The sequence below is a fragment of the Hyphomonas sp. UBA4505 genome (assembly GCF_002388685.1).
GTDB lineage: Bacteria > Pseudomonadota > Alphaproteobacteria > Caulobacterales > Hyphomonadaceae > Hyphomonas.
The window spans coordinates 282,521-295,876 of the sequence record NZ_DGMZ01000011.1; the positions used below are offsets into that span (position 1 = coordinate 282,521).

Genomic DNA, 13,356 nt, shown 5'->3' on the forward strand with positions numbered 1-13,356 from the left:
TCCTTCAAAGTTTGGCGGGACCCAAACGAAAGCCCCGCCGGGTGGCGGGGCTTGTCGGTCGATCACCCTGTAACGATAGGTCGTCAGCAGGGCATTCGCCAGGCACAAGCATGCGCCAGCTTGGAAAGCTGAATCTGCTGTTGGAAGCGTGTCGCGGTCTTGTGCATGCGGACGGGATACCGAATCTTGCGGAATCTGGCAAGTGCGTACTTATCCGTAGGCGGAGGCTGACGACCCTTCTGGATCGCCAGCCCCGTCAGGGAGTAGGCCCGGCTTCTGCCGTGCTTGTTTCTTCAGCGACTACTCAGCCTCGTCGCGAACATTGATTGCCGTCTCGGGATAGTCAGTCCAGATGCCGTCAACACCCGCCTCGATCAGGACTTTCAGTTCCTGTTCCGCAGAGTCGAAGCCTTCAGCGGGCTCATCGTCGCGGACGGTGTAGACGTGCACGATTTTACCGAGTTCATGGGCACGGGCGACATAATCGGTCGTGCCGCCCTCCGGCGTGAGAATCATCGCCTTGTGAGCGCCGACGCCCATTGTGGGGATATCTTCCAGCTTCATGTCGAGGCCCAGCAGTGCGGCATAGGGCGGGCCGACAAGGTTCTGGATCAAAGGCAGGTCACTCTTGGCAGCGACTTGGGCGAGGAAGGTCGGCTCGAAGCATTGTATGAAGATCGGAATGCCTGCTTCGACCAGGCCGCGTTCCCTGATCGTGTTGAGGATTGGGTCGACCATGTCGAGCCCGGCAGCGGAGAAGTTCGCGGGCCATTTGGCTTCGATGTGCAGGCCGACCGGGCGGCCTGCTTCAGCATTTTCGAGAACCAGATCAATGATTTCGTCAAAGGTCGCGATGTCATACTGGCCGTCATGCTCATGCGAGCGGCCTTCGACGCGCTGGATGGCTTTCAGCGTTTTCAGTTCTGCCAGTGTGAAATCATCCGACCACCAGTCATCAAGATCCCCCATCGGAGTCTTGCGAACGGTTTTGCGATCGGCAAATTCCGCATGCTCGGAGACATTTGTCGTGTCAGACAGATACCCATCATGATTGGCAACAAGCACGCCGTCCTTTGTCATCACCAGGTCCGGCTCTATGAAGTCAGCTCCCTGATCAATGGCTGTTTGATAGGCTTTCAGCGTGTGTTCGGGATAGAGGCCGCTGGCCCCGCGATGCGCAATAATGATTGGCGGCGTACCGTCGAGCGTCTTGTAAGCAGCGGACGCTTCAGTCTCTGCGGCGCCATTTGTGTCTGTCTCCGCCGGAGATCCGGCAGGCGCTACCGTATCTGCCGCCTGGTTGCAGGCGGCCAGAAACAGGCTGGCAAGGATCAGGTATTTTCTCATGGAATGATTCCTGTGTGGGAAATCCGGGGCGAACACGGGTCCGCCCCGGTGGGTCAATCGCCTAGAACTTGATGTAGGCGCCAGCTTTCAACATTTGCGGCTTGCCACGGATGATCGTGTGCAGGCCGAACGCACCGCCGGTATTGCCAACGTCGATCAGGTATTCCTCATCGAAGATGTTCTCGCCGAGAACATAGACGCCCCATGCGTCATCTGCGCTGTCAAAACCGAGACGGAGATTGGCGACGCCATAGGCGTCCTGCTCTTCTTCCACAAAGGTTCCGTCCGGATAGGATTCACGCACACGAGCAAAGCCGCCCGCGCCGTCCGCCGCATAGTCGTAGCCATTGTCATCTTCGAAATAGTGATGATCTTTCCAGACATAGCTCGGTACGATCGAGAAGTCGCCGCGCTCGCCAGCCGGGATGGTGATGTCGGCTGCGAGGGAGAAGCTGTGCTCCGGGCTGATGCGGAAGCTGTTGCCGGCAAACTGCAGCGGGTTTCCATTGTCATCTTCGTCGTCATATTCCGAATGCGTGTAGGCATAGGTGCCGAGCAGGCGGATATTGTCGGTGACCAGGGCCTGACCATCGAATTCGAGGCCATACTGGGTGGCATTGCCCGAATTCTCGGTGATGAAGATACCCTGGATCGGGTCGAAGCGTGTGGTCTGGAAGTCCTTGTACTCACCATAATAGACCGAGCTGGTCATCTGGAAGCGGTTGTCCCAGAAGCGACCAAAGAAGCCAGCCTCGATATTGTCCAGCGTTTCCGCGTCTATGACATTATAGTCCGCGCCAGAGGCCGACAGCACTTCCGGGCGGCGGCCACGACCATAGGCAACCCAGGCGTTCACGTTTTCAGAGACACGGTAGGCCGCGTTCAGGCGCCAGGTGAAAGCGCCATCCGTATCAGCGGACCCGAAGGCTTCGTTATTCAACGTCGCTGCGCTGAGCAGCATGCTCGGGCCCATCGTCACGCCGTTCAGGCCACCAAGATATGGGTTGGACTTCAGGATCGCTGCGCGCGTACTGGCCGACAATTCCTCTTGCGTGTAGCGAAGACCACCGGTGACTTCGAGCCGGTCGGTCAATTGATAGGTCACGTCGCCGAAGAGATCATACGTGTCACGTCCGTAAGTCGCGACCTGTTGCTCGAGGTGTTCGTCATAGAGCGGAACAATGCTGCCCCCCAGCAGGAAGGCGAGCATGGAATACTGAAGCGGCGTATCAAAGCTGCCGAGGTTTTCACCGCCGGGCAGGCCAAGAAAGGCCAGCTGCGCACCCAATTGCTCGACAGACGCGCCGGGGGCCACAGCGGCAGCGAGAGACGGCGCAAACAGGGACTGCGCATAGGCTTCGTCGGTTGAGAAGATCAATTCGTCCTTGCCGCTGACCGTAAAGTAATTGCCACCGAAGAAGGCGGACAGTTTGCCACCATCATCATAGTTCAGGCGCAGTTCCTGGCTGAACGTATTCGCTTGGCGCCCCTGGTAGAATTGCAGAAGATTGAAGGCGGCGCCGTCGGAATCCCAGGCTTCGTTCGAGAACAGGTTGCGATAGTCAGTGAGCGAGGTCAGCGACCAGGCATCATTGAGATCGTATTCCACATTGGCGGTGACATAAAACAGCTCGCGGTCATTGCCGAGCTTGCCGCGGACCTGATCGTCATTGACGTTCATGGCGGTGGCGCCGAACGGGTCGACTTTCCCGTTCACTTCAAAGAAGCCGGAGGTGAACTGCGTGCCGGTGGAGTCGTCATCCTGATAGTTGACGAACAGGTCGGCGCGGAGCTTTTCGGTCGGCTCCCAGTGCAATGCGGAGCGCAAGGCCAGCGTGTCCTGACCCATCAGGTCGGGTGAGTTGGCTGTGTTCGGCACATAGCCGTCCATATTCTTGACCTGTCCAGCTACGCGCAGTGCCAGTGTGTCGCTGAGCACGTAGTTGTAGTGGCCTTCCGCGCGCACCGAGCTGTAATCGCCACCTTCGAGGCTGACCTTGCCGGAATTTCCGTCAAGAGAGGCGCGGTTCTGGATGAAGTTCACACCGCCGACCAGGGCGCCCTGGCCGAACAGGGTCGCTTGTGGGCCTTTGACGATTTCGACCCGTTCCATGTCATAAATGGCAAGGTTGGTGGCGAACGACACATTACCGATGGCAACACCGTTCTGGAACATGGCAACGCGAGGCGTGCCGCCATCTGAGACGACGCCGCGCAGGGAATAGCTCGGCGCGTTGAGGCTCTGGGCCTGAACCTGCAAGCCCGGAACAAAGTTTCCGAGATCTTCGAAGTCGTCTGCGGCCAGCAGGTCGATCAAGTCCTGGTCGGCGACCGAGACGTTAATTGGCACATCAATCAAGGATTGCTGCTGCTTTTGTGTGGTGACGGTGACGACCTGTAGGTGGCGAGTCTGTTCGGCTCCCGATTCCTGTGCGTGAGCGGACAATTGCCCGGAAAGGCTGAGCGCGGCCACGGCCGTCGCGGAAAGGTATGCATGTTTCATGATTGAACCCATTGTGAAGGCGCCCCGTGCGCTGTCGCGCGCTGGGTACTCAGCAGGGTGAATGGGCTCAAATGAAAGTTTTGCTACAGCAAATACTGCAGAACAGGCGTTCGCGCGGAGCGCGATAAATTCAACGAGATTGTCACGAAAACTTCTGGAAAGTTAGATTGTTGATACGTGCAAGAGGTATACGGATGAACAATTTCCAACTATGGCGCAGGCGATCAAGTGAAGCCATTTTGTCACACCGTGCACGTTTGCTTAACAATCTGGCAGCGCAGTGAGGGAATCACCGCGGAAGTTGTGAGGAGGCATTCAGCGCCGGAAAGCTAGAACAGGGAGCCTTGATCGCCCTTGGGCTTCGCTTTGGCAGGCTTTGCTGCCGTTGGGGGGCTGGATCCATCCGGGTGGGCGATTACGTCACCATCGCCAAAGCTGATCTTGAAAGCGTCGCTCGCCGCAGCAGAACTGGCCGAACGGATCAGGTTTCCGTTGGTGTCGCGCACAATAGTGTAACCGCGCTTCAGTGTGGACTGATACGATAGGGTCTCAAGCAACTTTCCCTGAGAGGCGAGGGCGGTGCGGCGGGTTTCGATCAAACGGGCCAGTGCCGGGCGGGCGCGAACAGCTGTGTCGCGCAGGCGCTGTTTCGACGCGCGTATGTCCGATTTCAGGCTGGCCGGACTAATCGCGAGCCGAGACAGCCGAAGGCGGGCCGTCTGGACGAGGGCGAGCGCGGCCTTGGGCAAGCTGGCGCTGGCATAGTCCAGGCGTTGGCGTTTGGGTTGAAGCAAGGCTTCTGGTCGGGGTAGGCGTGCCGCAGCCAGCTTGTCCCTGGCCTGCCCGGTGCGGCGGGCCAAGGCGCGCTTGAGGCGTTCACCCTGTTCGCCGGTTGTCAGCAGCAGCTCGGAGCGAACCGGTACCGCGATTTCTGCCGCGCCGGTCGGAGTGGGCGCGCGTGCATCAGATACATAGTCGATCAGGGTCGTGTCGGTCTCGTGACCGACGGCAGAGATCAGCGGGATCTCACTGTTGAAGGCCGCGCGGACGACATTTTCCTCGTTGAACGGCCAGAGGTCCTCGATCGAGCCCCCGCCGCGCGCAACGATCAGCACGTCGGGTCGGTCGGCGCCAGTCATGGCGTTGAAGCCCTGGATTCCCGCTGTGATCTGGCCTGCGGCGTTGTCGCCCTGAACCAGCGCCGGCCAGACGATGACGCGAACCGGGAAGCGGTCCCCGATGCGGTGCAGAATATCCCGGATGACTGCGCCGGTCGGGCTGGTGACCACGCCGATTGTGCGAGGCAGGTAGGGCAAAGGCTTCTTGTGTTCCGGGGCAAACAGGCCTTCGGCAGCGAATTTCTTCTTCCGCTCCTCCAGCAGCGCCATGAGCGCCCCCGCGCCAGCCGGGCGCATGGAGGCGGCGATCATCTGGTAATTTGAGCGCCCCTCATAAATGGAGAGTCGGCCAGTAGCGATGACTTCAAGTCCTTCTTCGGGCTTGAAGGGCAGGCGGCTCACTTGGCCTTTCCACATTACAGTGTTCAGGACTGCCCGTTCATCCTTCAGGTCACAATACATGTGGCCGGAACGCGCAATCGTGACCCGGCCGAGCTCACCGCGCACGACGACATGATCGTAATTGGTCTCCACCGTCCGTTTCAGGCTTGCGGCGAGATCAGATACGGACAGGGCGACATCATTGGAGGGGGGCGATTCAGAAGGCATTCCGACAGTCATAAACCTCGCAGCGGCAAGGGCAAGTGCGCTGACATTGGCCCTATTTGGTCATTCAAGGTTAACGGAAGTGCGCGAGGGTGCAGACCTTCTACGCAGTCCAGTGAGGATGTCATGGATCAGGATTCCCAGACGCAGGAAATCACCGGAGATTTGAGTTTCCGTGAGGTCGCTGACAGGTGGACGGTTCCGTTGATGGTGCTCGATCGGGACCTGTGCTTTGTGTATGCGAACAAGGCATATTTGACTGCGACCAATACGGAATGGGCAAGTATTCGGCAGAAATACATCTTTGAGATTTTCCCGGATGTCGAAGAACGTCAAGATCCCGTTGAGGCGAAGTTTCGTCGGGTGTTTGAGGGCGTGCAGACCCGTTTGGAAGCACAGCCCTACGACTTGAAACAGCCGGATGGCACGGTTCAAACCAGAATGTGGCAGGCCGTTCAGGACCCCTACCGGAATGATGATGGTGTCGTGACCCACATGATCCAGCGGGCCGAGGACATTACCGCCCAAATGGAGTTGCAGCGCCAGAATGACTTCATGCAAAATGAACTGGCTCATCGGATCCGGAACATGTTTTCGGTCATCATGGCGACCTCCCGTATTTCAGGAGAGAGCGCTGAAAGCGTCGACACATTTGTCGATGACTTCAATGAGCGGCTTGTCTCCATGAGCCGGGTCTATTCCAATCTCACGCGAAATGACTGGACGGGTTTGAGCCTGCGCAAGATCATGATCGAGGAACTCGACGGGATGCTGGGCCGGGGCAGCGAGCGCTACACGCTGAAAGGCAACGATACGATCCTGTCGGTGAAAGGCAGCAAGGACGCGGCACTGATCGTGCACGAACTGGCGGCGAATGCGCGAAAGTTCGGTTGCTTCAGCACGCCGACCGGGCATCTGACCGTAGAGTGGACCCTGAAGGGCGATACGTTGTATGTTACGTGGACCGAAACCGGCGTCCCCGGCATTCAGCCCCCGAAACGGGTTGGCTTCGGAACGCGGTTGTTCGATATGTTTCCAAAGTTGGTTTCAACTCGCACGATCACGGAGGATGGCCTTCAGATAACTGTTGAAGCGCCTCTGCTGAAAACGGAATTCGATTCTTTCGTGATGTGATTTTTCTTAACTGACCACGTGGTCAGGCTCGCGCAGGATTGTCGACAGTTTCGACAACAGCTTACTCGTCACAATTGGTTTTGACAGGAAAGGTGACTGACTGAATTCTTCAGTTATCGATTCTTGTGTGTTACCAGACACGGTCACAAAAGGAATTTCGCTTGTGAGCAGGCGACTTGCCAGGGGCGCTGAGGTTTCGCCTGCAAGGTTGATGTCCAGAACGGCGCAATCGCACACTTGCTCGTCCAGGAGTTTCATCGCCTCGTAAACAGATCCCACCGGACCGACCACGCAGAAACCGGCATCTTCCAGGGCGGCTGCCATGTCGATGGCGATAATTGCTTCATCCTCGACGACGAGTACGCGTCGTCCGGCAGTTGATGATTGAGCCGTCGCGGGCGAACGGGGAGAACGGGACAGGTCTACAGATGAGTCTTTCACTTCTGCCACGAAGTCGGCTTCGAAAACTCGGTCATCAACGCTGATGAGATGCCAGTGCAAGCCTTCAGGGGCAAAGTCTAGCTTGACTGGATATCCAAAGGCGATGCGCGTCATCCGCTCGATGACCGTGGAGCCAAAGCCGCGCCGGTCAGGGGCAATGACGGGTGGGCCGCCGCTTTCCGTCCAGCTGATTTCAAATCGGTTCGTACCTTCTTCCTGACGGATGTTCCAACGAATATCGACTTGGCCGGTATCATTGGACAAGGCGCCATACTTGCCAGCATTGGTGGCAAGCTCGTGGAGAGCCATGCCGAGCGACTGCGCCGCTGCGGAAGTCAGGCGAACATGAGGGCCTTCCAGTTTGATCCGGGTCCCGATGAAGTCTTCCAGGTGCGCGAGCTGGGAATTCATGATGTCTTCGACCCGCGCGCCGCGCCAGCCGGAACTGACCAGCAAGTCCTGACTGGAGGCCAGCGAGCGCATACGCTCAGCAAAGCGATCCATGAAATTGTCGCCGCTGGCCATGGTCTGGCGCGCAATCGCCTGAACAAGGGTCAGCATGTTCTTGGCGCGGTGGTTTACCTCGCCCAGTAGAAGCTGGATCTGCTCCTCGCGTTGTTTCTGTTCGGTCACGTCGGTATTGGTGCCGAACCACATCTCGATCTGGCCATCCTTGTCGTGGATGGGCAGCGCGCGAGACAGGAACCAGCGGAATTTTCCATTCTTGCCGCGCAGGGGGAATGTGTCTTCCCAGACTTGTCCGGTCTTCAGCGAATTCAGGAAATGTTCGGTGGCGCGCGCTTCATGTTCGGGATGGTGCACGGAGCGCCAGCCATGTCCGCGTGTCGTTTCTTCGTCGGCCCCGGTATATTCATACCAGCGCTTGTTGTACCAGAAGATTTGACCTTCAGGGTCCGACATCCAAGCCAGCTGAGGGATGTTGTCTGCGAGCGCCTTGAACTGGGCTTCGCTCTGGCGGAGGCGTTCTTGATTTTCGTGCTCGCGAGAGATGTCACGCACGATTTTCGAGGCGCCAACAATCGTGCCGCTTGTATCATGAACGGGAGAGACCGTGACCATGATGGGGATTGCGGTGCCGTCCTTGTGAAGACGGATCGTTTCGAAATCCGCCACGGTGCGGCCGGCCTGGATCGTAGCGAGGATTTCATCCTCTTCACTCTGGCGATCTTCCGGGATCAATACGCGGATCGACTGGCCTATGATCTCCTGAGGTGTGTAACCGAACACGCGCTCGGCGGCCGGGTTCCAGCTGGCAATGATACCGTCCAGGTTTTTTGAAATGATCGCATCGGATGACGATGTGATGATGGCGCTAAGCCAAGAGCTCTCCGCTGCTGACAAGGCAGGGGCAGGGGCAGGCGCAACCGGAGAGGGAGCGCTAGACAGACGATCCCGCTTCATGACGGGGCTCCCGAAAAAAATGTCCAACGCACAATGCGCTGTTATCAACATCTTTTTTACTGTGAATCAGAGGCATTTGTCCATAACCCAGATCAGGCGGCCGAGCCGCCCGCCCAGGAAGGGTGTGCCCTTGTGATCCTCGGGTCATTACATTGTAATGTAAGCAAAAAAATCTGGATGAAGAAACTGGCAGCGATGCGCCCGCACCGCTGCCAGAGTGAGAGATCAATACCGGATGCGCAGGTCCGAAATGGACTGGGCGATCTTGGTATAGGCTTCGGTCAGTTCCTCGGAGCTTTCCGGAGTAAACGCGAAGTCGTCGCCCGACGCGCAATAATTGAGGATGGCCTGACCCGAAGGCGGGGCCTGGAAGGCGACGGTGTAGACTTTGATGCCCTGATCCTTGATGGCGTCACACATCGTTTCAGCCTGGTCGAAGGAGTCACCGTTGGACGTGTCGTATTCCTGGTTGAACTCACCATCGGTCATGATGATCATGGCCTTGGCCGAATCCGGCTCATCATAGGGATAAGGGTCAGAGCCGGCGGGCCAGACGACGTCCCAATCCGGTGCAATCAGATACCAGCCCCAGGCGATGCCGAGGTGACCCGCCGTACCGCCGCTGGCGTTAAGGCCATCAATATAATCGAACAACTTGTCGCGATTGCTGGTCATGGGCAGTGGACCGATCGGGTTGCAGGATTCTGTGTACCAGCTGACATCGCCTCTCCAGTTGACGCTGCCATACGCTTCGGCGGCTTCGATCCACTGGAATGGACCTGGGTCTTCGTCGGTGAATTGCTCGTCACCCACACGTTCCTTGACGCAAGTATTGTTGATCGTCTTGGTTTCGGTGACTGTACGGGTGGCGTAGTTAGGCACCCACTCGTCGTCACAGGTCCAATACCATCTTCCTCTTTTCTTTTTCCATTTGCAGACTTCTTCCCAGTCGCCGCCAGACTCGTAGGTTTCATCGTACGAGAAGGTGTATGTGCGAATTGGCAATTGTCCGGTTGCCTTGAAGAAATAGTCCTCGCCTGCGTCCACCATGGAGGAATAGGAGGCCATTCCGATGCGGACTTCGCCGGTCGTGCCGTCATCGTCTGCAGGCACAAGCACATTGATCGCCGTGTCGGCCGCGCTTTTCAGAGCGGACATCTTGCTGCCGCCCATCGATCCGGAGATGTCGAATACGAAAGCGATGTCGACTTTACCGATACCATAGGTCGAAGCGGAGGTGACGGAGAAGTTCAATTCCTTCGTGCCCGTCATCTGCATGATCGATGTCGGCTGTGCACAGCGCACCTTCACCGAAAGATCCTGCGACTCGCTGGCAATGGACGCAACGGGTTCGGCACAATCGGTGCCTTTGCCCTGGGCCTTCATTGCCGATTTGAAATAGTTCTCGATATACGTCTTGATTTCGGTGTCGTTCTTGCCTTCCTGCATTTCGCGGGCACCCGCGATAACCGCGCTGTCCAGAATGAACTGGACGCGGTTTTTTGCGGTGTTGACCTGTTGCAGGTCAATCGCAAAGCCCATGAGAAGGAAGAGCGGAATGGTCATCAGCGCGAAAATGATCGCGATGTTGCCCTGTGTTTCGTCCTTGAACCGGCGAATTGTTTCGACGGTCCTCTTGATCAAATTCGTGTTCGTCATCATTACCCACCCCGGTTTTGGCCGCACCTGGCCCAAAGGTTCTGGTTTGCACATTGCCAGAACTGGATAACTTCTCGGTAAAATCAGGGGTCAGGATTTCTCCGCTGACGGAAAGGTTTGCTTAACCACGACCAGCGCCGCGAATGCCTTGTGGCACCGCGCGGGAAAGCTCATGTTTTCAGCAAATTTCACGACGTGTCCGGCGACAGGAAATCCCAAGTGGCCGCGTGCAATTGGCAGGCGCTATCCTGTTGTAAATGCCTCAGTTTTCGCGTCTTGAAGACGGGCGGCACAGCACGCTTCAGCACCGGGCCTGCTGACACCATTATCTGGCGCATTCTGGCGACGTATTCGGCCGCGTGATCCAGCGCGTGGTTAACAGCCAGCAAGTGTCGCACGAGCTTTCCGGCCGGTAAAATGTCAGTTGGGCTTGCAGGATAATCCCGCAAGTCTACGGGCGTCTCTTCGTCAAGGAACCGGATGCGGGGACCGGTACGAAACCGGGCTCTTGGCGGTGTGGCAGGGGTAGCTTTCGTCGCTTCGATGAGGCGGAAGCGGGGAATGGCGCGACGGGTGGAAGGGCGTGCCGGTTCAGAGGCATGAGCGGTGCCGGCGCGGGAGGTGGGCTTTGCGGTATCCGGCTCTACCCGGGCCGTCGCGGTGGGGGGCGGCAGGGGGCCGAGCTCAAGCGCCGCAAGGCAGAACAGGCGTCTCAGGATGGCTTCGAGGAAGCTTACGCGCCCGGCCAGTTCCTCAAGCTCTGCGCGCGGCAGGAAGGGTTTGGCGGGCACCGGCCAGAGTCCCAGCCGCTTCTGGGCCACTGAGGCGAGATAATCGGCGGCATCCCACCAGAAACGGGTGAGGCTGTGAACGGCGAGGGGAAATGGCGATTTCATGCCTTTAGCGTCGCCTCTTCGGCAGTACGACGAAGTGGGTCGGCCGATAGAGCGATCTCGAATATCTATATCATTGAAAAGATGCCGAAATTTGGAAGCCGTCCAGCTTTGTGACGGGGATAGGGGCGTGCCGCTCCTCTGCTTGCCCCGAGGGAATTCATCGTTTCCCGCTTGAAAGGCGGGCCATTTCTTGCGAGAGAAGTGAGTGATCACAAACTTGGAGCGCTGTTTTTGTATTTTCCTGATATATTGAACACAGTGATGTCGCTTGCGCCGTGGGAGGGGCTGGCCGGATGGCTGATAGTGATTGCATGGACAGCCGCACAGTTCGTCGCGGGCTGGCTGGTCGCCGATCTTGGCAGCGGCGTGATCCATTGGGCGCAGGATCGGTACGGCTCACCGCGTTGGCCATTGGTGGGGCCGATTGTTCGCGACACGATCCGGCACCATCGCAAGCCACGGGGCTTCCTCTCCAAAGGCGTCTTGGCGCGCAGCGGGCGCATGTTTGGCTTTGCTGTGGCGGTTGGAACTGCTGCCCTGCTGATCGGCGCGCCAATTGCGTTCACGGCTGCACTCGTACTTGGCATATTCGTTTCGAATGAAGTGCACGCGGCCGCCCATGCGCGCCCGAGCGAGTTGCCGGGCTGGGTACGCCGCCTGCAGCGCGCCGGCGTGATTCAGTCACCCTTGCACCATGCCGCGCACCATCGGGCGTTGAAGAATGTGAATTTCTGTACGTTGACGGATTGGACCAATCCGGTTTTGGAGCGGGTCCGGTTCTGGCGTCGCCTGGAGGCGCTGATCCGCTTGAGCCGCGGCATCCGCACACGCCGCGACCCCGTGGTGCGCCGTCAGCAGCGGCGCAGATGGCGGTCCGCCTGAGCGCTGGCCGCCGCTGAGGGCTTGATTCCCGCCGCCAACCTGCGCATTGAGCGCAGTCATGAACATACTTCTGATCGGATCGGGCGGGCGTGAACATGCCCTGGCGTGGAAAATGGCGCAGTCGCCATTGGTGGACATGGTGCATTCGACTCCGGGCAATCCCGGCATGGATGAGGAAGGCCCGTGTTTTGATGTGACCGTCACCGACATTCAGAAACTGGTGCAGCTGACCCTGCAGGTCGAGCCGGACCTGATCGTGATCGGGCCGGAAGCGCCGCTGGCCGAGGGCCTGTCGGACATCTTGCGGGCGCGCGGCTTTGACGTGTTCGGGCCGAGCCAGCAGGCGGCGCAGCTGGAAAGCTCGAAAGCCTTCTCCAAGGCGCGCATGGTTCAGTATGGCGTGCCGACCGCGGCCTATGGCGAGTTCACCGATCCGGTGCTGGCGAAATCCTATCTGCGGACGCTGGAAGCGCCCTATGTGCTGAAGGCCGATGGCCTCGCCGCCGGCAAGGGCGTCGTGATTGCCGAGACGCTGGACCAGGCCGATGCCGAGATCGACGAGATGCTGTCGGGCAAGTTCGGCGATGCCTCCGCCACGCTGGTGATCGAGGAATTCATGCATGGCGAGGAAGCCAGCATTTTCGTCATCACCGACGGCACGGGGGCGATCTATCTGCCCGCCGCACAGGACCACAAGCGCGCGGGCGATGGCGATACCGGGCCGAATACAGGCGGCATGGGCGCCTATGCGCCGGCGCCGGTCGTAACGGATGAGATTCTTGCCCGCGTGAAGGCCGAGATCGTCCAGCCCATGCTGAAAGGCATGAAGGCGGACGGCATGCCGTATCAGGGTGTGCTCTATGTCGGCATCATGGTGACAACGGACGGGCCGAAAGTGGTTGAGTTCAATGCGCGCTTCGGTGACCCCGAATGCCAGGTTCTGATGAAGGGCCTCGCGGGCGATATCGTGCCGGCGATCCTTGGTGCGGCGACGGGCGGCCTTGAGGGCAATGAAGAAGCGTTTGAGGCGCTGCTGGAGCTGGACCGGTTCGAACCGACGGCGACGATTGTTCTGGCCACGGAAGGTTATCCGGGCAGCTACGCCAAGGGCTCTGTCATTCGCGGCGTGAAGTCTGCCAATGACTTGCCCGGCGTGACCGTGTTCCAGGCGGGCACGGACATGGACGAAGGCGGCGCGCTGCTGGCCAATGGCGGGCGCGTGCTGGCCGTGACGGCCAGTGGCGACGATTTGCAGGAAGCTGTCACACGGGCCTATGCTGGCGTCGATGCCATCGACTGGCCGGAAGGCTTCTGCCGCCGCGACATTGGCTGGCGCGCCCTGAAGTAG

Annotated in this window: 9 protein-coding genes; 3 read left to right on the top strand and 6 right to left on the bottom strand. The window is 58.8% G+C overall.

The window, feature by feature from the left end; translation table 11 throughout:
• Positions 1-300: 300 nt before the first annotated feature.
• From B3527_RS08580 to xseA, 3 genes are all read right to left on the bottom strand, one after another.
• On the bottom strand, positions 301-1,347 hold the full coding sequence (locus B3527_RS08580; protein WP_290478945.1) for a glycerophosphodiester phosphodiesterase family protein: 1,047 nt from the start codon (positions 1,345-1,347) through the stop codon (positions 301-303).
• Between the two features lie 61 nt (positions 1,348-1,408).
• Positions 1,409-3,850, bottom strand: a complete 2,442-nt coding sequence (locus tag B3527_RS08585; protein ID WP_206992715.1) for a TonB-dependent receptor — start codon at positions 3,848-3,850, stop codon at positions 1,409-1,411.
• A 329-nt stretch (positions 3,851-4,179) separates the two neighbouring features.
• Entirely contained in the window at positions 4,180-5,577 is a 1,398-nt protein-coding gene (xseA, locus tag B3527_RS08590) for an exodeoxyribonuclease VII large subunit (protein WP_290478944.1), read from the bottom strand.
• Positions 5,578-5,700: 123 nt separating this feature from the next.
• On the opposite strand from xseA, the gene B3527_RS08595 reads away from it, so the two are divergent.
• Positions 5,701-6,708 (top strand): sensor histidine kinase, encoded by a 1,008-nt coding sequence (locus B3527_RS08595; RefSeq protein ID WP_206992717.1) that lies wholly within the window; start codon positions 5,701-5,703, stop codon positions 6,706-6,708.
• Between the two features lie 6 nt (positions 6,709-6,714).
• On the opposite strand, the gene B3527_RS08600 is transcribed toward B3527_RS08595, so the two are convergent.
• The 3 genes from B3527_RS08600 to B3527_RS08610 form a co-directional block, all read right to left on the bottom strand.
• On the bottom strand, positions 6,715-8,571 hold the full coding sequence (locus B3527_RS08600; RefSeq protein WP_290478943.1) for a PAS domain S-box protein: 1,857 nt from the start codon (positions 8,569-8,571) through the stop codon (positions 6,715-6,717).
• Between the two features lie 225 nt (positions 8,572-8,796).
• The gene (locus B3527_RS08605; protein WP_290478942.1) at positions 8,797-10,233 is read right to left on the bottom strand and encodes a TadE/TadG family type IV pilus assembly protein; all 1,437 of its coding nucleotides are present in this window, start codon (positions 10,231-10,233) and stop codon (positions 8,797-8,799) included.
• A gap of 185 nt (positions 10,234-10,418) precedes the next feature.
• Positions 10,419-11,126 carry a hypothetical protein gene (locus tag B3527_RS08610; protein ID WP_290478941.1) on the bottom strand — a complete coding sequence of 236 codons (708 nt, stop codon included), beginning with the start codon at positions 11,124-11,126 and terminating at the stop codon, positions 10,419-10,421.
• A gap of 261 nt (positions 11,127-11,387) precedes the next feature.
• Between B3527_RS08610 and B3527_RS08615 the strand changes: the two genes are divergently transcribed.
• Positions 11,388-12,008 (top strand): fatty acid desaturase CarF family protein, encoded by a 621-nt coding sequence (locus B3527_RS08615; protein ID WP_290478940.1) that lies wholly within the window; start codon positions 11,388-11,390, stop codon positions 12,006-12,008.
• Positions 12,009-12,066: 58 nt separating this feature from the next.
• Positions 12,067-13,356, top strand: coding sequence for a phosphoribosylamine--glycine ligase (purD, locus tag B3527_RS08620; protein ID WP_290478939.1), 1,290 nt, complete (start codon positions 12,067-12,069; stop codon positions 13,354-13,356).